The following is a 22,021-nucleotide window of genomic DNA, read 5'->3' on the forward strand; positions in this document are numbered from 1 at the left end:
TGCGGCATCTATGCTTGCTTTTGCTTAGCAAGCCATTCCTTCAAAACCTGAATATCATTCCGATAACCATTTTTGATCTCATCAACCCAATCATTAATGTTCTCCCACCATGCAGGGAGCTCTGGCGACTGAGCTTTCTGGGCGATCTGTTGGATATGTTTCAAACCAATCGAGCCTGCCGCCCCTTTAATTTTATGGGCTTCAAATTTGATACCGTCTTTATCTTTAGCGGTCATATTAGAATCTAAGATCGCAATGTACTCCGGCATCATTTTTTCAAACATCGCGATACTCTCGTACACCGGTTTTGAACCAACAATGTCAACATAAGAGGTGAGCATTTCCAGATCAAGCAGCTGATTAATCATCTCATCACTCGGGCTGTCCGTCGCATTGTCATACCCAGGCTCATCCGGCTCATCAAGGGAGCAAGTCAGTACCAGACGTTGGATCACATCGGTTATAGCTTTAACGCTCAATGGTTTACTCAGGGCCTCATCCATGCCCTTATCAAGGTATTCGGCCTTGTCACTAATGACGTTAGCTGTTAATGCCACTAAAGCTGGCAAATGATCATACTTTTCACGCAGTGCCTGAGCAATGTCAAAACCGGTCATATCCGGTAACTGGATATCGAGCAGAACCAGATCAAAGATTTCAGGATCAAACAGCCGCAGGGCCTCATCACCACGCATTGCAACCGTAACGTCATGACCCAGGCTTTCAAGCAATGCCTTGGCAACGGTAATATTCAGCTCAATGTCTTCAACCATTAAGATATTTAAACTGGCTTGCGGAACCACGGGCATCACTTCCTCTTCATCAACGCTTTCCACCAGCGGAACACGAATGGTGACGGTAAACGTACTGCCTTCACCCACATCTGATGTCACGGTAATATCCCCCCCCATCAGCTGCACCAGCTGACGCGATACCGCCAAGCCGATTCCGGTACCCACGGCATGGAGATTATCGTCACCCTCTTTGACCTGATAATACATCGCGAAAATCTTATCCAGCTCTGATGCCGGAATACCGATACCGCTATCTTCTACCTCAAAGATGATCTCAGCCTCGTTATCGTGGGTCTCGCTACTGATCGACAGAACCACCCCACCTTCTTTGGTGAATTTGGTGGCATTACCGATCAGGTTCCACAACACCTGACGTAGGCGGGTACTATCGACTTCAATGCATGCAGGCAACTCCGTTAACCGCTCTAAATCAAAACGCAGCCCTTTCTGCTCTGCCATTAAACTGGAAATATTTTCCATATCGGCAACAAATTCATGAAAGTCCAAGGGCTTAGGCAACAACTCCAAACGACGGCGATCCGACTTATCCATATCGATAATGTCGTTAAAAATATTACCTAAGGTGATTGCACTGACATGAACGGTTCGCATGTAGCCTCGCTGCTCGTCATCCAGCTTGGTGTCCAGCAACATACGGCTTAAACCGACAATACCATTTAACGGGGTACGTAATTCATGGCTAATGGTTGAAATGAAGGCGGTCTTATCGCGACTGGCTTTTTCCTGTGCATCCTGATACTGCTTACGCTCGGTAATATCCCGGCCAAATCCCATCAGCCCTAAACGGCGTCCGTCACGGCTGTAAAACGGCACTTTACGTAATTCAAATATCGCTTTTCCTCCGTCAGGGTATTCCAGCCACTGCTCATAAGTGAGGGAAACATTTTGCTTAAACACCTGCTGATCCGTTTCAGCGATTTTCGTGGCAACTTCCTTGCTATAGACATCCCACGGGGTCAAACCCACCAGCTGTTTTTCTGTTTTACCCGTCAACTCTTCCATCGCCCGGTTACAACCGGAAAATTCGCCTTTTTCATTGCGGTAATAGATCAGATCCGGTGAAGCATCGAGGAATGACTTTACCAATGCACTCTGCTCTGCCAGCTCAAGCTGAGCATTTTCACGCTGGTATACCTCATTTTCTAAATCTTGCATCGCGAGCTGGCGGGCTTCTTCCGCTTTCTCTCGTTCTTCAATTTCCTGATTCAACTGTGTGATATTGCTCTGTAGCTGTTTATGCAGCTGCATATCACGGGAGCGCATCTCTTCCAGCTTGGTCACAAGTTTAGACAGGCGCTGGCGGGAATCTTCTAACTGATCCACCACCACTGATAAGAAGTAAACAGCCCATGGTGTGATCAACAAACCGAAAAACACCGAACGGACAATATCAATGTCAAGCACTTCACCCTGAAGCACTAAGGTCACACCGACCTGAACCACCACAGCAAGAGCCACCAAGGCCAGCGCCAGTAGCATACTGAACCGCACAATGCCTAACTTAACCAGCAAGTCGACATAGAACTGAGCCAATACTTTGATTTGTTTCATTATTTAACCCGTAGCCTAGAAGTGCTTCATTCGATAATATCGTGCGTAGTGACAGATCCAAAGGATAAGTCCCACAGTTATACTTTAATGTTGTTATTCCTGCCCAGAAAATCCTGCAATTGCAGACTCTAAAATTACATGTAGGTTACATTGTGGTGGGTATAATTACTGTCATTGTTCAATTCGTCGTTATCAGACAGGGACATCGTACAGTTACGTCCTGCGGCTTTCGCTTTATACATCGCAATATCAGCCATTTCGACCAGCTCACCATAGTCCTGTGAAGGCAGCGGGATGAGCGTTGCCACCCCAAGGCTAACCGTCAGTTTCGTGTCCACATCAGAATACTGATGAGTAATCCCTCTGGCTGCCAGCTGTCGGTGAATATTTGCGGCCACGACTTCGCCGCCTTTTAAATCAGTATTTGGCAGCAGGAAGGCAAACTCTTCCCCGCCGTAACGGGCGACCTCGTCAGTTTCACGGTGTATGACACTGCGCAGCACTTTTGCCACTTCCCGCAGGGCAAAATCACCTTGCTGATGACCATAGTTATCATTAAAAGCCTTAAAGTAGTCGATATCGCATAAAATCAACGTCAGCGACTTTTGTTCTCGGACGTGGTTATGCCACATTCTGCGCAACAGCTCATCAAAACTACGGCGGTTGGCGACTTTAGTCAGGCTATCAACAAAGCTGAGTTCCTGAAGCTCCATGATCGCGTCGGCTAATTGTTGCTCCGCCATTTTACGCTCAGTGACATCGCGTGCCATGATCAATACGCCCACAGAGCCATCAGTTGGGTCACAATAGGGAGATTTCGCGACCTCGTACCAAATTGGCGTACCGTCTTCTAAGATAACGTAATCTTCGGTCTTGCTGGTGACTCCTTTTTCCATCACTTCACGATCGATGCCTTCAAATATTTCCCATTTATCCGGTTCAAGCACATCAGAAGCCACTTTACCCAGCAACTCTTCCTGGGTATAACCGAGCGATTGAGCAAACGGTTCGTTACAACCGACATAGACCCAGTGCTCGTTAAACAGACCAATAGGATCCTGGCTCGCACTTAAGATCGTATCCAATAGGTTATTTCGCTGGGCAAGTGCTTGCTCTGTAACTTCCCGTTTCTCAATTTCTTGCTTCAGACTTTCCTGCATCTCATGCCAGTCGGTCACATCATGGCTGATACTCAAGGTACCGATGGTTTCGCCGTGATCATCAATAAGTAACGTCTTATTCGTTTCCAGTAGCCGACTTGAACCATCCGGCGAGGTCGTCCAGGTATGGGTCGAGTTATTGCCTGATAATGACGCTTCGGCTGAATACGACATTTCGTCACTGTCGATCAAGCCTTCATTAACTCGCCCGCGCCAGAATCGATCAAATGCTTTATTGGTTCCGAGAATATTGCCCGCGTTATCCTGGAAGTAGACTAACTCCGAGAGTGAGTTAAGTACGCTCTGGAATACCCGCTGCTCTTGCTCCAGCTGGGTTTGGGTTGACTGTTGATCTTGTGGCTTGAACAAAAACAGCATCCAGGCTGACTGCCACTTATAGCGCACCTGCTGACCTGAAACCTGTAATTTCAATGCCATCCGATCCGATAACTGCAGCACCTCACTTCTGCCTCGCCCTCTTTTGTCATGGCTATAAGGGCGTAGCACATCGCAGATCATCTGGGGTTCGATATCATCCGGATAAAAATAGCTGCTACCGACTTTACGTGCACCGATCAACTCCCGGCAGGTTTTATTGGCATATAACAGCGCGCCGTCTTTACTTCTGACGATCACGACCGCAACGGGCATATTCGTCAGAGTGGCATACATTTTTTTAAATGAAGAGGCTTCAATATTATGCAAGACGAGTACAAGTACGGCGCTGCCCAGGAGAATAAGCAGGACCATCAGGGTAAAAACAAGGATCGGACTGGCCATATCCGCAACGGAAAAAGCAGCCCAGCCCGGTGAAGGGCAGAGTAATAAGGCAAATATGATCAAACTACGACTAAAAAACACCGCGCATTCCCGAACAGCAGTAACAACTCACCTGATCACACCATCAGGCATATACAACCAACCCAATACAGCCTCGAATACAACAAGCTGTTATCAATCAGTTAATTGATGACGCCGGGCTAATCTAACATAATTGCAATTACTCAGTATGTTTATGCCGCTATTTTATTAAAAAGCAAATAAGAAAGCATAACGCTCACCAAGAGGGATGAGCAGTTGTTCAAAAACAGCTTCAAAATGCGGGGGTCTGCATTTGAAGCTGGCTGTCACGGGAAAGGCCGCGATAAGGTGAATATGACACAGGTCACTATTTTTTAGGGGTAACAGGCTGATACACGAATGGCTGGTTCAAAGCTGTCCCCTGCGCGCCGAGCTGATCCAGATTCCGACCGATATCAGTCATCGCCAACCAGCGGTTTTCACACCACGTAGGGGCTAACAATGTGGGACGACGTGCGCTGGCAGAGACACGATGATAAACCACATCAGGGGGGGTCAGACGGATCATCTCAGAAGCAATATCGACATACTTTTCAAGGCTCAGCGCTTCAAGGCGATCGGCTTTCCAGGCTTGTCCCATTTTACTTCCTTCCACAATATGCAAAGGATGAAGCTTAATGCCATCAACACCAACGGCTATCGTGCGCCTGATGGTATCGAGATTATCGTCTTTCGTATCGCCCGGCAGCCCAACAATCAAATGGGTACACACTTTGATCCCCATTGCACGAGCACGCTTTGTGACTTGCTCATAGCAAGCAAAATCATGCCCGCGATTAATCCGTTTTAAGGTTTTATCGTTGGCTGTTTGCAACCCGAGCTCAAGCCAGATTTCATACCCTTGCTGACAATACCCCGCTAGTAAATCCAATACCGCGTCGGGAACACAGTCGGGACGAGTTCCCACACACAGACCAACAATATCTGCAGCTTGCAATGCCTCTTCATACATATTTTTCAGCAGCTGAACTTCAGCGTAGGTATTGGTATAAGCCTGAAAATAAGCCAGATAACGCTTCGCCCTGTCCGTTTGAGCGGCACGTTGAGCAAGTTGCTGGCTAATAGGTAAATACTGGGCTTGTTCATCCGCAAAAGAAGCTACATTACAAAAAGTACAACCGCCCCGTCCGATCGTGCCATCGCGATTTGGACAACTAAAGCCACCATGCAGGGTCAGTTTATGCACCTTCTCCCCATAGCGACGTTGGAGGTCTTGTCCAAATGTATTGACTAATTCGTGCAGCTGCATCATTTCACCTAAGTTTTTATCTCTGTATGTGTTGTCGCCAGTTCTCCACAAGGAGCATGCGAAATAACCTGCGAGCATTGTGCAGGGGCATTTTAAAGTCGCGCAGAGTAACATCACAGCCGCCACTGAATGTTGTGCCAAAGCAAGAAAAAAACGTATATCTCATACCACCAAGGTAATGCCTTTTTATTGTTGATAAAAAACTACAGATAATATTCTTTAGCTCCACCATAAAACCATGAAAAAAATAAGGGTTAGTGCGTACTCAGGCCGGTCAGTATTCATAGTGAGAACCATTATCGAATATCCAGTCATATTGAAACGGATTAAATGCAGATGATGGGGATTTAATGCCAATCTGGCGCTAATTTTTGTTGGTAATTAATGTGTCAAAAATGTAGGATAGTTACACTTGTGTGCAAATTATGAACAACAAATGTGACTAAATCTCCTCGTAAAATAGTGATTTATGCCGCCCATTTGGCAAAACTGCAGTGTTTTTGCATACCAGGTCAAAAGCACTTCAGAATTTAGTTTGCTAATGAATAAGAACTTCATCCCATAGCAAACGCGCATCTCATCAGTGAGCCGGACAGGCCGTCCGCGTATAAAGCTCGATGAAAATGTGACAATAAGATTAGGGATAACCAAGCCTTTGGATAAGGGCTTGTTGAAACTGGAAGGATGTATCTATGACAGATCAAGAGCTTAACGCCCAGGGACTCTATGTGCCTGAATTGGAACACGATGCCTGCGGTATCGGCTTTGTCGCCCACCTGAAAAACCGTAAATCTCACGAGATTGTAACTCAAGCCCTCGACATGCTCGCTCGTATGGAGCACCGCGGTGGTCAGGGTTGCGATCCATGCAGTGGTGACGGTGCCGGTATTCTTCTGCAAAAGCCCCATGAGTTTTTATTAGAAGAAACGGTAAAACAAGGCATTAAACTACCGTCATTTGATAAATACGGTGTCGGTGTTGTGCTATTCCCTAAAGACGAGCACAAACGTCAGCAGTGTCGCGATATTTTAGAGCGTAATGCAAAGCGCCTTGATCTTGAAGTGATTGGCTATCGCGTATTGCCGGTCGACAACTCAATGATTGGTGAAGATCCACTCAGCACTGAACCACAGTTTGAACACGTATTTATTACCGGCGGTGCAAACTTAGACCCTGCCGTACTTGAACGTAAACTGTATGTACTTCGTAACTATACCGTTCGTGTCTGCCTCGAAAGCATTTCAAATATCGGCGATGATTTCTACATCAACTCATTGTCGTATAAAACCTTGGTCTATAAAGGCCAGCTAACCACTGAACAAGTACCGCAGTATTTCTTAGACTTGCAAAACCCATCCATGGTTACCGCGCTGGCATTGGTGCATTCTCGTTTCTCGACCAACACCTTCCCAAGATGGCGCCTGGCTCAACCATTCCGTTACATTGCCCACAACGGTGAAATCAATACTGTTCGCGGCAACCTGAACTGGATGAAAGCACGTGAAGCGATCCTTGAATCTGACCTGTTCAGTCAGCAAGAGATCGACATGCTCCTTCCTATCTGCCAGGAAGGCAGTTCAGATTCATCTAACTTCGACATGGCACTGGAGCTTCTGGTTCTTTCTGGCCGTAGCCTGCCACACGCATTGATGATGCTGATCCCTGAAGCGTGGCAAGAAAACAAAAACATGGATCCGAAACGTCGTGCGTTCTATCAGTACCACGCTAACGTTATGGAACCCTGGGATGGCCCGGCGTCTGTCTGTTTCACCGATGGTGTTCAGGTCGGTGCAACACTTGACCGTAACGGTCTGCGCCCGTCACGTTATACCGTGACCAAAGATGACTTCCTGGTGATGGCATCGGAATCAGGCGTGGTTGAAATCGAACCGGAAAACGTTCAGTTCCGTGGTCGTCTGCAACCAGGCCGTATCTTCGTTGCCGATCTGGAACAAGGCCGGATTATTTCTGATGAAGAAGTAAAAGACAGCATTGCGACAGCACAGCCTTATGAGCAGTGGGTCAAAGACAACCTGCTGACTCTGAAAGCGCTACCTGAAGCTGATAACATGCACCACCAGCCGACACCAGAACGTCTTCTTCACCACCAACAAGCGTTTGGTATGAGCTCTGAAGAAGTGAACGAAATCATCGTTCCTCTGGCAAAAACAGCTTACGAGCCTCTCGGGGCTATGGGGGCCGACTGGCCACTGGCGATCCTTTCGCATCAATCACAGCACTTGTCGAACTACTTCAAGCAGCTATTTGCCCAGGTCACCAACCCGCCGATCGATCCGATCCGTGAGCGCATGGTGATGTCGCTGAACACTTACCTCGGTAAAGATCAGAACCTGCTGACAGAAACACCCGAGCACTGCCAGAAAGTAGAACTGGAATCTCCGGTACTATCAAACGCTGAACTTGAAAAACTGCGAGCTATCGACAAAGAGCACTTGCAGGCTAAAACACTGGATATCGTATTCCGTGCCAATGGTGAGCAAGGCAAATTAGAACGAGCGCTAAAGCGTATTTGTCAGTACTCAGAAGATGCCGTACTTGACGGCTACTCAATCATCATTCTGACGGACCGGGCGGTTAACTCAAACCATGCTGCGATCCCTGCGATGCTTGCGGTAGGTGCTGTGCATCACCACCTGATCCGCAAAGGCCTACGAGCTAAGTGTGACATCATTGTTGAAACCGGTGACGCACGTGAAACGCACCACTTTGCCACCCTGGTCGGTTACGGTGCTAACGCGGTTAACCCGTACCTGGTAACAGAAACGCTGGTTGATCTGCAGAAAAAGCGCAAGCTAGACCCAGAGCTGCCAACAGACGAGTTATTCAATAACTACCGTAAAGGTGTGAATGGCGGCCTGCTTAAGATCTTCTCGAAGATGGGTATTTCAACTCTGCAGTCATACCACGGCGCGCAAATCTTTGAAGCGCTGGGGATCAGCAAAGCCGTTGTTGATAAATACTTCACCGGTACCGTTTCCCGAATTCAGGGTCTGACCATCGATGACATTGCCCAGGAAGTACTGATTCGTCACCGTGTCGGTTACCCGACGCGCGAGATCCCAATCCAAATGCTGGACGTGGGCGGTGTCTACCAGTGGAAACAGCGTGGTGAAAAGCACCTGTTCAACCCTGAAACGATTTCACTGCTGCAACAATCCACCCGCGGCAAAGATTACAGCCAGTTTAAAGAATACTGCCATGCGGTTGATTCTCAAGGTGACCACGCGGCAACCCTGCGTAGCCAGCTTGAGTTCATTAAAAACCCGGCAGGTTCCATTCCGTTGGCTGAAGTAGAACCCATTGAGAGCATCCTGAAGCGTTTCGCAACAGGCGCTATGAGCTTTGGCTCTATCTCCTACGAAGCACACTCTACACTGGCCGTTGCCATGAACCGCATCGGCGCGAAGTCTAACTCCGGTGAAGGCGGTGAAGATCCGGATCGCTTCGAGAAGAAAGATAACGGTGACTGGGAACGCTCTGCGATCAAGCAGGTCGCTTCAGGCCGCTTTGGTGTAACCTCTTACTATCTGACTAACTCTGACGAAATTCAGATCAAGATGGCTCAGGGCGCGAAGCCTGGCGAAGGGGGTCAGCTACCGGGTGATAAAGTCGATGATTGGATTGGTGCTACCCGTCACTCCACCCCTGGAGTAGGCCTGATTTCACCACCGCCACACCACGATATCTACTCAATCGAAGATTTGGCTCAGCTGATCTACGATTTGAAGAATGCGAACCGCAAGGGTCGCGTAAACGTCAAGCTGGTATCAGAAGCCGGTGTCGGTACGATTGCCTCGGGTGTCGCGAAAGCAAAAGCTGACGTCGTGCTGATTGCCGGTTTCGATGGCGGTACCGGTGCATCGCCAATCTCATCAATTCGCCACACCGGTTTACCTTGGGAACTTGGTCTGGCTGAAACTCATCAGACCCTGCTGAAAAACGGCCTGCGTAACCGTATCGTTGTTCAGTCAGACGGTCAGATGAAAACACCTCGCGACCTTGCAGTAGCCACACTGCTGGGGGCTGAAGAGTGGGGTGTCGCAACCGCTGCATTGGTTGTTGAAGGCTGTATCATGATGCGTAAGTGTCATAAGAATACCTGCCCTGTCGGTATCGCGACCCAAAACAAAACATTGCGTGAGCGCTTTGATGGTCGCGTAGATGATGTTGTCACCTTCTTCCAGTACATGGCCGAAGGCCTGCGTGAAGTGATGGCTGAGCTAGGCTTCCGCACCATTGAAGAGATGGTGGGTCAATCTCACAAACTGAAAATCCGTGACGATATCAGCCACTGGAAATACAAGAATCTTGATCTGAGCCCTGTGCTATTTAACGAACCGGCACGTGAAGACGACGGGATCTACAATCAGCGCCAACAAGAACATAACTTAGAAAATGTCCTTGACCGTAAACTGATTAAAGCTGCAGCGCCTGCACTTTACGAAGGCAAACAAGTCGACGTTGAATTTGACATCATCAACACCGACCGAAGTACCGGAACCATGCTGTCGAACGAGATTTCAAAAATCTATAAAGACCAAGGGTTACCACAACCAATGAACGTCAAGTTCAATGGCTCGGCAGGCCAGAGTTTCGGCGCCTTCCTCGCGAAAGGCGTGAACTTCGAAGTCGAAGGCGATGCCAACGATTACTGGGGTAAAGGCCTCTCTGGCGGAACACTGGTACTTTATCCGAATGCGAAATCCGACATTATCCCGGAAGATAACATCGTTGTGGGTAACGTCTGCTTCTACGGTGCGACCTCGGGAGAGTCTTACATCCGCGGCTTAGCGGGCGAGCGTTTCTGTGTCCGTAACTCAGGCGCGAGAGTCGTGGTTGAAGGTGTGGGTGATCACGGCTGTGAATACATGACTGGCGGTGTTGCCGTTATCCTTGGCCAGACAGGACGAAACTTCGCAGCCGGTATGAGTGGCGGTGTGGCGTATGTTTGGGACCAATTCGATGATTTCGAAACTAAGCTGAATCCAGAGCTTGTTGATCTTGACCCGATTGAGCAAGAAGACCAAGACTTGCTCAAAGAGATGCTCACCAAACATATTGAGCTAACGGGTAGTACGGTGGCTGAAACTTTCCTTTCCAACTTTGAAGCGAACCTTCAAAAAATGGTGAAAGTGATGCCAAGGGATTACAAAGCTGTACTGCAGCAGCGTAAAGCTGATGCAGAAAACAAGGAAGAGTTGGAGGCCGTAAATGGGTAAGCCTACAGGATTTTTAGAAGTTGGCCGTGAACTGCCACAAAAGTTAGATCCAAGCGTTCGCATTCAAGACAATAAAGAGTTTGTCTTGAATCAAGAGTTTGGCACTAAGATCAATAAGCAGGCATCACGTTGTATGGATTGCGGTGTGCCTTTCTGTCATAACTCATGCCCGATTGGCAACATCATTCCCGAATTCAATGATGCGGTTTATCGTGACAGCTGGGAAGAAGCGTGGAACATTCTAAGTTCTACCAATAACTTCCCTGAGTTTACCGGTCGTGTCTGCCCGGCCCCTTGTGAAAGTGGCTGTGTATTGGGGATTAACCAAGACCCGATCACTATCTGTAATATCGAAAAAACAATCGTTGAGACGGCGTACCGCGAAGGATACGCCAAGCCGAAAACACCGCGTTCTCGTACCGGTAAAACCATTGCGATTATCGGTTCGGGCCCGGCGGGTTTGGCAGCAGCTGAACAGCTGAACAGTGCCGGTCACTGCGTGACTGTGTTTGAACGGGATGAAAAAGTCGGCGGTCTGCTGCGTTTTGGTATTCCGGATTTCAAACTGGGTATGGATATCATTGACCGTAAAATCAACTTAATGGCCGAAGCGGGAATTAAGTTCGAGGTCAACGCCCATGTCGGTGTTGAGATTAATGCCCTGCAGCTTCGTCAGGATTTTGATGTTGTACTGCTAACGGGCGGCGCAACCGTACCACGTAACCTGCCAATCCCCGGCCGTGAGCTTAAGGGGGTTCATTATGCGATGGAATTCCTTGCGCAAAATAACCGCCGTGCCAACGACATGGCTCTTAAGAGTGAAGAAATTCACGCTAAAGGTAAGCATGTTGTGGTTATCGGCGGCGGTGATACCGGCTCGGACTGTGTCGGAACCTCTAACCGCCATGGCGCGGTAAGTGTTACTCAGGTCGAGATCATGCCGATCCCACCTGAGAAGCGTCCTGCTCATCAACCCTGGCCGTCTTACCCAATGATCATGAAAACATCCACTTCACATGAAGAAGGCTGTGAGCGTCATTGGAATATTCTGACTAAAGAGTTCATCGGTGATGAAGCCGGTAACGTGAAAGCCCTGCGTATTGCAGATATTCAGTGGCAGGAAGCGAAACCCGATGAGCGTCCTGGCTTTGATGAAGTCGTCGGCTCTGAGCGCATCATTCCATGTGACATGGCATTTCTGGCGATGGGTTTCTTACATCCGGAACCTTCCGGTGTCTTAGCCCAGCTGGACATCAAACTGGATGAACGTGGCAATGTCGCAACAACAGGTTTTGCCACCAGCCAGAAAGGTGTCTTTGCCGCAGGTGACATGCGTACCGGCCAGTCTCTGGTCGTTCGTTGTATCAATGAAGGCCGCGAATGTGCCCGTGAAATCGATGACTTCCTGATGGGTAATACCAATCTGGAAGCGAAAGCTCATTCACTGATGCTGTCACGAGCCTGATCAGACATCTGATTGCACTTTATATAAAAGCCAGCTCTTGTGAGCTGGCTTTTTTGTATACCAAACCGGCAACTTGAACGAGTTAAATCACCCTTACCCTACCTAACACTCAGCCTTCCCCCCCTGAAAAATGTAAATGAAAGACTAAACCAAACTTAGGCCATCAAAAAACAATGCCTAATCAGAAAAATCTGCTGTAATTACTGAAACAAAGACAGGATGTAATGGTTATTTGATCTTTTTGTAAATTGCCGTTAACTTGAAAGTTGCTGGAAGCAGAAATGACGATCAGGGAGGTTGTCATAATTATGCAGTAACCCAGCTCAGCTGAGCTGGGCGGAAGCAAGGGAGAGTTGCAATGACACTGTATGACCCAACGCTGGAAAAAGATAACTGTGGTTTTGGTTTAATTGCCCATATTGGGGGCGAAACCAGCCACAAACTTGTTCGTACCGCGATATCGGCATTGGATCGTATGACCCACCGTGGTGGTATTGCGGCTGATGGCAAAACCGGTGACGGCTGCGGTCTGTTAATGAAAAAGCCCGAGAGCTTTTACCGTATTGTCGCGGAGGAAAAAGGCTGGAAACTCGCACGCGAATTTGCCATCGGCATGTTGTTTCTCAGCCAGGACCCCGTCAGGGCCGAACAAGCCCGGATCATTATCAACGAAGAACTCGCCAAAGAAACCCTATCAATTACTGGCTGGCGTGAAGTGCCAATCAACCCGCGGGTATTAGGCCCCATTGCCACAGAATCTTTGCCTGATATTGAGCAGGTATTCATTAATGCACCAGCGGGCTGGAAGCCACGAGATGTCGATCGCCGCCTGTATATTGCCCGGCGCCGCATTGAAAAACGCATTACTGACGATCCTGATTTCTACATCTGCAGCCTGTCGACGCAAGTCACTGTCTACAAAGGCTTATGTATGCCTGCTGACTTGCCGAAGTTCTATACCGATCTCGCTGATTTACGGCTGGAATCATCCATCTGTCTGTTCCACCAGCGCTTCTCGACCAATACCCAACCCCGCTGGCCACTGGCTCAGCCATTTCGTTACTTAGCTCATAACGGTGAGATCAATACCATTGCCGGTAATCGCCAGTGGGCGCGGGCACGCGCATACAAATTTGCTTCCCCCTTGCTGCCGGATCTGCAAACCGCCACACCGTTTGTTAACGAAACCGGCTCGGATTCTTCCAGCCTCGATAACATGCTGGAGCTATTTCTGGCCGGTGGTCTCGATCTGTTCCGTGCGATGCGCATGCTGGTTCCACCTGCATGGCAGAACCACCCGGATATGGAACCCGAACTTCGCGCATTCTACGACTTTAACTCCATGCATATGGAGCCGTGGGATGGCCCGGCCGGTATCGTAATGTCAGATGGCCGTTATGCCGCCTGTAACCTTGACCGTAACGGACTGCGCCCTGCCCGCTACGTGATCACCAAAGACAAGCTGATCACCCTCGCCTCAGAAGTGGGGATCTGGGATTACGCCCCCGATGAAGTCGCAGAGAAAGGCCGTGTCGGACCGGGGGAGCTGCTGGTTATAGATACTAAGTTTGGCAAGATCTGGCATTCCAATGACATCGATAACGAACTGATGAGCCGCCATCCATACAAAAAATGGATGGACAGCCACGTCAAACGCCTGATCCCATTCAAAGATCTTGGTGACGATCAGGTCGGCCACCGCTCCTTCGATGATAATGAACTCAATACCTACCAGAAACTCTTCGGTGTTAACCGTGAAGAGCTTGATCAGGTATTGCGGGTTGTCGGTGAAAATGGCCAGGAGCCGACAGGTTCAATGGGGGATGACGCGCCGATGGCCGTACTGTCTTCGAAAGAGCGCGCCGTCACCGATTACTTCCGCCAGATGTTTGCTCAGGTCACCAACCCGCCCATCGACCCGTTACGTGAAAAACACGTGATGTCGCTGGCAACCTGTATCGGCCGTGAAATGAACGTGTTCAGTGAAACCGACGGCCATGCCTATCGGGTGGCCTTCAACTCCCCCGTACTGCTGTACTCCGATCTGGTTCAGTTGCTGGAGCTCGATAGCCATTACTATCGCAACAGCATCATCGATATCAACTATGATCCGAACGAGAAAAACCTCAAGCAAGCCATTAATGATGTGTGCGATCAGGCTGAACGCCTGGTCCGCAGCGGCACCGTGCTGATCGTACTGTCTGACCGCGGCATTGACCCAGACAAGCTGCCGATCCCGGCGGTGATGGCGGTGGGCGCAGTGCAAAGCCGCTTAGTGGCAACTAATTTACGTTGCGATGCCAACATGATCGTGGAAACGGCCACCGCTCGCGATCCGCACCAGTTCGCAGTACTCATCGGCTTCGGTGCCACTGCGGTTTATCCCTATTTAGCGTATGAATCACTGGGAAAACTCATCGACAACGGTGCGATTACCAAACCCTACCGTGAAATAATGATGAACTTCCGCGACGGCATGAACAAAGGCCTGTATAAGATCATGTCGAAAATGGGGATTTCCACCGTCGCCTCTTACCGTTGCTCCCAGCTGTTTGAAGCAGTTGGACTGCATCAGGAAGTCATTGATCTGTGCTTTAAAGGGGTCTCAAGCCGCATATCCGGTGCCAGCTTCGAAGACTTCCAGCAGGATCTGTTTAACCTGTCGCGCCGAGCCTGGCTGAAACGCAAACCGATTGAACACGGTGGTCTGCTGAAATATGTTCATGGCGGGGAGTTCCACGCCTACAATCCCGACGTCGTCAGCACCCTGCAGAAGGCCGTTAAAACAGGTAATTACCAGGATTACCTTGCGTTTGCCACTATCGTCAATAAGAGTCCAATCTCTGCAATTCGTGATCTGCTGAAACTCAAAGAGCCAGAAGACCCGATCGAAGTGGAACAGGTTGAAGCCGCCACGGAGTTATATAAACGCTTTGACTCTGCAGCTATGTCAATTGGTGCCCTCAGCCCGGAAGCTCACGAAGCCCTGGCTATTGCCATGAACCGCTTAGGCGGCAGCTCCAACTCCGGTGAGGGGGGCGAAGACCCGCGTCGCTTTGGTAATGAGCGTAACTCTCGTATCAAGCAGGTGGCATCGGGTCGTTTTGGCGTAACACCCCACTATCTCGTCAATGCTGATGTCATTCAGATCAAAGTTGCTCAAGGCGCGAAACCCGGTGAAGGCGGCCAGCTGCCTGGCCACAAAGTCACGACTGAGATCGCTAAACTGCGTTTTGCCGTTCCGGGGGTCACCCTGATCTCCCCCCCTCCACATCACGATATTTATTCAATCGAGGATCTGGCCCAGCTGATCTTCGACTTAAAACAAGTCAACCCAAAGGCCATGGTATCGGTCAAACTGGTTTCTGAACCCGGCGTGGGCACTATCGCAACGGGTGTCGCTAAAGCCTATGCTGATCTGATCACGATCTCCGGTTACGACGGCGGTACCGGTGCCAGTCCGTTAAGCTCGGTGAAATATGCCGGCAGCCCATGGGAACTCGGTTTAGCCGAAACCCAGCAAGCACTGGTCGCCAACGGGTTACGCCATAAAATTCGTCTGCAAGTTGATGGCGGCCTGAAAACCGGTCTCGATGTGGTCAAAGCCGCCATTCTGGGGGCGGAAAGTTTCGGCTTTGGAACGGCACCTATGGTGGCTCTGGGCTGTAAATACCTCCGTATCTGCCACCTTAATAACTGCGCCACCGGGGTCGCCACCCAGGATGAGACGCTGCGCCGTGACTTCTTTAAAGGTCTGCCGAAGCAGGTGATGAATTACTTTATTGGTTTAGGCCAGGAAGTGCGTGAATTACTCGCCAGCCTGGGCATAGAAAAACTGACCGATCTGATCGGCCGCACCGATCTGCTCGCCGTGATCGAAGGGGTTACCGCCAAACAAAACAAGCTGGATCTGAGTGGCCTGCTGCATGCGCCCACCCCCGTCGAAGGTAAAACCCTGTATTGCAGCGAACCAAACACCCCGTTTGATCCCGCAGTATTAAGCAATACCCTGCTCACTGAAGCATTACCGGCGATTGAACGTCGCAGCGGTGCGGAGCTGTTCCATAGTATCCGCAATACCGACCGGTCGATTGGTGCCCGTCTGTCTGGTGAAATTGCCCTGCGTTATGGCAATCAGGGGATGGCCTCTCAGCCAATCAACCTGCACCTGACCGGCACTGCGGGCCAGTCATTCGGCGTCTGGAATGCCGGCGGACTGAACCTGTATCTGACCGGTGATGCCAACGACTACGTCGGCAAAGGTATGACTGGCGGCAAGATCGTCATCAGGCCGCCGATGGGCTCCGCATTTAAGTCTCATGAAGCGACGATTATCGGCAACACCTGCCTGTATGGCGCGACCGGGGGCAAATTGTTTGCCGCAGGTACCGCCGGTGAACGATTCGGGGTACGAAACTCCGGCACGATAGCCATCGTTGAAGGGGCAGGCGACAACGCCTGTGAATACATGACTGGCGGTATTGTCGCGATATTAGGTAAAACCGGGGTTAACTTCGGTGCCGGAATGACGGGAGGATTTGCCTACATCCTCGATGAAGACGGCGATTTCGCAGGTCGGGTGAACCAGGAGCTGATTGATACACTGCCGCTGGATAATCTGAAAATTCACCAAGAACACCTGCGGGGCCTGATAGATCGTCATCTGGAAGAGACAGGCTCAAGCCGGGCTCAGGAGATCCTGGCAGATTTCGACCGGTGGATCCCTAAGTTCTATCTGGCAAAACCAAAGTCTGCCGACGTCAATACCCTCTTGGGTCATCAAAGCCGTTCAGCTGCCGAGCTGCGCGTTCAAGCACAATAAGGAAGGGAAACCGAATGAGCCAGAACGTTTACCAATTTATTGATGTCGAGCGCGTTGATCCGCCTAAAAAGCCGCTCAGCATCCGTAAAATTGAGTTTGTCGAAGTCTACGAACCTTTTACTCCGCAACAAGCCAGTGCTCAGGCTGATCGCTGTCTTGATTGTGGTAACCCGTATTGCGAATGGAAGTGCCCGGTACATAACTACATCCCGCAATGGTTAAGCTTAGCCAATGAGGGGCGGATCCTCGAAGCGGTTGAGCTGGCACACCAGACTAACACCCTGCCAGAAGTGTGTGGCCGGGTATGTCCGCAAGATCGGCTGTGTGAAGGTTCCTGTACACTGAATGATGACTTTGGCGCAGTCGCTATCGGCAATATCGAAAAATACATCACCGATAAAGCCTTTGAAATGGGCTGGAAACCAGATATGTCTCATGTTGAGTGGGTCGACAAAAAAGTCGCGATTATCGGCGCGGGACCGGCAGGCTTGTCGTGTGCCGATATTCTGGTTCGTAACGGCGTTAAACCCGTAGTCTTTGATCGCTACCCGGAGATTGGTGGCTTACTGACCTTTGGGATCCCATCATTCAAGCTGGAAAAAAGTGTGATGGCCAATCGCCGCAGGATCTTTACAGAAATGGGCGTTGATTTCCGCCTCAATACCGAGATTGGTAAAAACATCCAGATGAAACAGCTGCTCAGTGAATATGATGCGGTTTTCCTGGGGGTCGGTACGTATAAAAACATGCGGGCAGGTCTGGAAAATGAAGAAGCTCAGGGCGTTTACGACGCGCTGCCATTCTTAGTTTCCAATGCCTACCGGGTAATGGGGCTGAAAAGTGACGCTGACTTTCTCGACATGAAAGGAAAACGTGTGGTGGTGCTAGGAGGAGGCGATACGGCGATGGACTGTGTGCGGACCTCTATTCGCCAGAACGCAAAAGAAGTGATCTGTGCTTATCGTCGCGATGCTGCCAATATGCCGGGTTCCAAGCGTGAATTTAAAAATGCCCGCGAGGAAGGGGTTAATTTCATGTTTAACCTGCAGCCTCTGAGTATCCACATTAATGGCCACGGCCAGGTGACAGGCGTCAACGTCGTCAACACAGCGTTGGGGGCGCCAGATGAAGCAGGCCGTCGTCACCCCGAGCTTGTTGAAGGCAGCGAACACGTACTGGAGGCTGATGTCGTTATTATGGCCTTTGGTTTCCAACCGCATGTCATGCCTTGGCTGGAAAACTTTAATGTCGAGCTGGATCAGAATGGCCGGATCAAAGCCCCGGAAGAATCTCGCTACCCGTTCCAGACATCCAACGAGAAGATTTTTGCCGGTGGTGATGCCGTACGTGGCTCTGATTTAGTCGTCACGGCCATTAATGAAGGGCGTTTAGCAGCACAAGGGATCCTTGATTATCTCGACATCTGACCCATGAGTTAAGGAGCAAAGCTGTTCTCCACACGTTGTCCAAAAATAACGAGAGTGCTATCCCAGCCTCTCGTTTTTTGTTGCTTCAACCATCCCCGCTCCGTGTTACAATTATTACTTTTCTCGTTGCGACTAGCGCAACAAGTATTGACCAACAAGAGAACAGATTGATGAAAATCGGCATTATTGGCGCGATGGAGCAAGAAGTTGCCATCCTGAAAGAGCAACTGACGCACTGCGAAACCCACAAAAAAGCAGGTTGTACCTTTTACACCGGTACCCTGAACGGTGCTGATGTTGTCTTGTTGCAATCTGGCATCGGTAAAGTTGCTGCGGCCATTGGAACGGCTGTTTTACTGGAAAATTTCCAGCCAGATGTCGTACTTAATACTGGCTCTGCCGGTGGTTTTGCCCCAAGCCTGAATCTGGGTGATGTGGTTATTTCAACTGAAGTACGTTACCACGATGCTGACGTGACAGCATTTGGTTATGAAATAGGTCAGATGGCACAGCAGCCAGCTGCGTTTACATCAGACGAAAAACTGATGAATTGCGCAGAACAGGCACTGGCGACGATGGATGACATGCACGCGGTTCGCGGCCTGATCTGTACCGGCGATGCATTTGTCTGCAGCGCTGAAAAGCAGAATTTTATTCGCCAGAACTTCCCGACAGCTATCGCAGTAGAAATGGAAGCCGCAGCTATTGCTCAGGCTTGTCACCAGTTTGATATCCCTTTTGTGGTGGTTCGTGCCATCTCTGATGTGGCTGACAAAGAATCACCGATGAGCTTTGAAGAGTTCTTGCCACTCGCGGCAAAGAGTTCGTCGATCATGATTACTAAAATGGTTGAGCTATTGAATCAGTAATGACTGATACCCTGGCGCTCTTGCTAAATAACAGCTCCCTGCTTGCAATGTGGGGAGCGTTAGCCATTCATTGGTTTGTTCCCATTCCTGCCACGCTTCATCCTCTGCATATCTGGCAACGTTTAGCGATTTTAATCGCTGATAAGGTGAACAACCCTAAAGATAATCGCCGGCAACGCTTACTTTCAGGCTTGCTGGCCTGGGCGCTGATGTGGGTCACGGTACTTATCTTACTCATTGCGCTGTACCAGCTGGTATGGATAGAAACCCTGTTTCAGTTAACCCTGTTGTGGATAGCGCTCGATTGGAAAAACACCGCCAGGCTCAGCAAACACTTTATCAGCGCTTACGCCAAAGAAGACAAAACCCGCTGTCGCCAGTTGCTGGCCTATCCCCTCAACCGAAATACTCAGAACCTGTCATTGCTCGGGCTGGGTAAGGCTTGCGCTGAAACGCAGTTACTCAGTTACGGCCGCCTAGTTGCCGGGGTTTTATTCTGGTATGCCTTAGCCGGAGGGATCGGGGCTCTCTTGTATCGTTTGGCTGTCAGCCTGGCTCGCACATGGTCACCAAGCCGACATCAATATGATGTATTTGGCCTTCCCGCTGTACGCATTCTGGCGATATTGGATATTGTTCCACTACGCATTTTAGCCTTGCTGATCAGTCTTGGTCACAATGCAAAAGCGGCATTACAAGGCCTGATTAAACAAGGGGAGGACTGGCTGTTACCCGGACCGGGCTGGTTACTGATCGCAACCGGTCATAAATTATCGTTATCACTGGGTGGACCTGCCATCTATGATGATAGAAAAAGGGAGCGCCCCCGTGTCGGTGGTAAAATTGCTCCGTCTGCATTTCATTTGGCCCAAATACAACAGATGATCACCAGTCGGCTGCTTATCTGGGTGATCATCCAAAGCGCTCTCATTTTCATATTTAAAGGAGAAATATAAGTGCGCCTGCCCTGTCTCTGTTTACTCTTTTTTTCAGCGGTGAGTGCTGCCAACCAAGCTGTTGAGCGTGTCATTAGCCTGTCTCCCCACACGACGGAACTGGCTTATGCCGCGGGCCTCGGTGACCAATTAATCGCAGTCAGTGATTACAGCGATTATCCGGAAGCGGCAACCAAACTGGAACGGGTGGCTAACTACCGCGGCGTTAAACTCGAACGGATAGTCGCCCTGAAACCGGACCTGATCCTGGCTTGGAAAGGGGGGAACCCACCGCGGGAAATGGCTAAGCTAGAACAATTAGGTATCGAAGTTTATTACTCAAATCCCACTCGACTTGAAGATATTCCAAATACGATTGAGGCGCTTGGCCAGTATTCTTCCCAGCCCGAATACGCCGAAAATACCGCAAATCAGTTCCGCCAGCAATTAACCGACCTTCAGCGTCAGCACCAGGATCTGCGCCCTGTTCGTTTTTTCTATCAGCTGAGCGCTTCGCCGATCATTACCGCGGCCAATGGTAGCTGGCCGACTCCGATATTTACCGTTTGCGGCGGACAGAATATCTTCGCTGACAGTATTGCGACCTACCCACAAGTCTCTGAAGAACAGGTGGTTACTCGCCAACCCGAGGTGATATTTGGCACTCCCCACTCAGGCACTGACACCAGTGTCTGGAATAAGTGGCTAGGCAAATTGCCTGCGGTCGATAACCAACATATTTTCACCTTGCAAGCTGATTGGTTAAACCGTCCGACTCCACGTACTATCAAAGCCGTCAAGCAGGTTTGCGAGTTGCTGGATAGCGTAAGAAAAGACGACCTGTAACAGGTTACCAACATTCGGTGTGAATCGGCTCACAAAGCGATGTCAGCAAGTTGAGCCGGTTTCATTTCCTCGTACAATCTCAGCCGGCTTCTCTCGCTCTTTTCTCCAATAGGTACAGACATGCTTATCTATATTCTCGATATGTTCGGCACTGCCGTTTTCGCTGCATCGGGTGTGTTACTGGCGGGCCGTTTACGAATGGACCCTTTTGGTGTGGTTGTACTGGCCAGTGTAACGGCTATTGGCGGTGGTACGATCCGTGATATGGCCCTGGGGGCAACCCCGGTCTTCTGGATCACTGATACCAACTACCTGTGGGTTATTTTCGTCACTTGCTTTCTTGCCATGCTGGCCGTTCGCCGTCCTAGACGCATGCCGTGGTACTTTCTGCCGGTCGCCGATGCCATCGGCCTGGCGGTGTTTGTTGCCATCGGGGTGGAAAAGGCCCTGCGTTTTGGCGCATCGCCTATGGTCGCGGTTATTATGGGGGTTATTACTGGCTGTGGCGGTGGCGTGATCCGTGACGTTCTGGCCAGAGAAATTCCCATGGTATTGCGCACCGAAGTATATGCGACAGCCTGTATTCTTGGCGGTATCATTCATACTGTCGGCTTGAGCTTCGACGTTGATCCTGCGGTTGCGACTCTGGCAGGGATCATTACCACCCTGACGATTCGCCTTGCGGCAATCCGCTGGCATTTATCGTTACCGACGTTAGCCCTGCGGGGTTAAATTCAATAAACATCAAAAAAAGGCGCTTTAAGCGCCTTTTCTCTATCAA

General features: G+C 49.9%; 11 protein-coding genes. 8 read left to right on the plus strand and 3 right to left on the minus strand.

Going from position 1 to position 22,021, the window contains the following annotated elements; genetic code table 11:
• Positions 1–8 precede the first annotated feature (8 nt).
• From arcB to mnmL, 3 genes are all read right to left on the minus strand, one after another.
• A complete protein-coding gene (gene arcB / locus C9I89_RS14800; RefSeq protein WP_107284111.1) occupies positions 9–2,366 on the minus strand; it encodes an aerobic respiration two-component sensor histidine kinase ArcB in 2,358 nt (785 codons plus the stop codon).
• Positions 2,367–2,500: 134 nt separating this feature from the next.
• Positions 2,501–4,387, minus strand: a complete 1,887-nt coding sequence (locus C9I89_RS14805; RefSeq protein WP_245905497.1) for a sensor domain-containing diguanylate cyclase — start codon at positions 4,385–4,387, stop codon at positions 2,501–2,503.
• A gap of 307 nt (positions 4,388–4,694) precedes the next feature.
• Positions 4,695–5,636, minus strand: coding sequence for a tRNA modification radical SAM protein MnmL/YtqA (gene mnmL / locus C9I89_RS14810; RefSeq protein WP_107284112.1), 942 nt, complete (start codon positions 5,634–5,636; stop codon positions 4,695–4,697).
• Positions 5,637–6,328: 692 nt separating this feature from the next.
• On the opposite strand from mnmL, the gene gltB (C9I89_RS14815) reads away from it, so the two are divergent.
• The 8 genes from gltB (C9I89_RS14815) to C9I89_RS14850 all read left to right on the plus strand — a co-directional run bounded on the left by gltB (C9I89_RS14815) (position 6,329) and on the right by C9I89_RS14850 (position 21,972).
• Complete coding sequence (gltB, locus tag C9I89_RS14815; protein ID WP_107284113.1) at positions 6,329–10,876, plus strand: glutamate synthase large subunit; 4,548 nt, start codon at positions 6,329–6,331, stop codon at positions 10,874–10,876.
• Positions 10,869–12,341 (plus strand): glutamate synthase subunit beta, encoded by a 1,473-nt coding sequence (locus tag C9I89_RS14820; protein ID WP_107284114.1) that lies wholly within the window; start codon positions 10,869–10,871, stop codon positions 12,339–12,341. The genes gltB (C9I89_RS14815) and C9I89_RS14820 overlap by 8 nt, the downstream gene beginning before the upstream one ends.
• Positions 12,342–12,699: 358 nt before the next feature.
• Positions 12,700–17,163 carry a glutamate synthase large subunit gene (gltB, locus tag C9I89_RS14825; RefSeq protein WP_107284115.1) on the plus strand — a complete coding sequence of 1,488 codons (4,464 nt, stop codon included), beginning with the start codon at positions 12,700–12,702 and terminating at the stop codon, positions 17,161–17,163.
• Positions 17,164–17,177: 14 nt separating this feature from the next.
• On the plus strand, positions 17,178–18,590 hold the full coding sequence (locus tag C9I89_RS14830) for an FAD-dependent oxidoreductase (RefSeq protein WP_107284116.1): 1,413 nt from the start codon (positions 17,178–17,180) through the stop codon (positions 18,588–18,590).
• Positions 18,591–18,760: 170 nt separating this feature from the next.
• On the plus strand, positions 18,761–19,459 hold the full coding sequence (gene mtnN / locus C9I89_RS14835) for a 5'-methylthioadenosine/S-adenosylhomocysteine nucleosidase (RefSeq protein WP_107284117.1): 699 nt from the start codon (positions 18,761–18,763) through the stop codon (positions 19,457–19,459).
• Positions 19,459–20,415: a cobalamin biosynthesis family protein gene (locus C9I89_RS14840; RefSeq protein ID WP_107284118.1), complete on the plus strand. Its 957-nt coding sequence runs from the start codon at positions 19,459–19,461 to the stop codon at positions 20,413–20,415. The genes mtnN and C9I89_RS14840 overlap by 1 nt, the downstream gene beginning before the upstream one ends.
• Complete coding sequence (gene btuF / locus C9I89_RS14845) at positions 20,416–21,240, plus strand: vitamin B12 ABC transporter substrate-binding protein BtuF (RefSeq protein ID WP_107284119.1); 825 nt, start codon at positions 20,416–20,418, stop codon at positions 21,238–21,240.
• Between the two features lie 120 nt (positions 21,241–21,360).
• Positions 21,361–21,972 carry a TRIC cation channel family protein gene (locus C9I89_RS14850; RefSeq protein ID WP_107284120.1) on the plus strand — a complete coding sequence of 204 codons (612 nt, stop codon included), beginning with the start codon at positions 21,361–21,363 and terminating at the stop codon, positions 21,970–21,972.
• Positions 21,973–22,021 lie beyond the last annotated feature (49 nt).

Source organism: Photobacterium lipolyticum (assembly GCF_003026475.1).
Taxonomy (GTDB): Bacteria; Pseudomonadota; Gammaproteobacteria; order Enterobacterales; family Vibrionaceae; genus Photobacterium; species Photobacterium lipolyticum.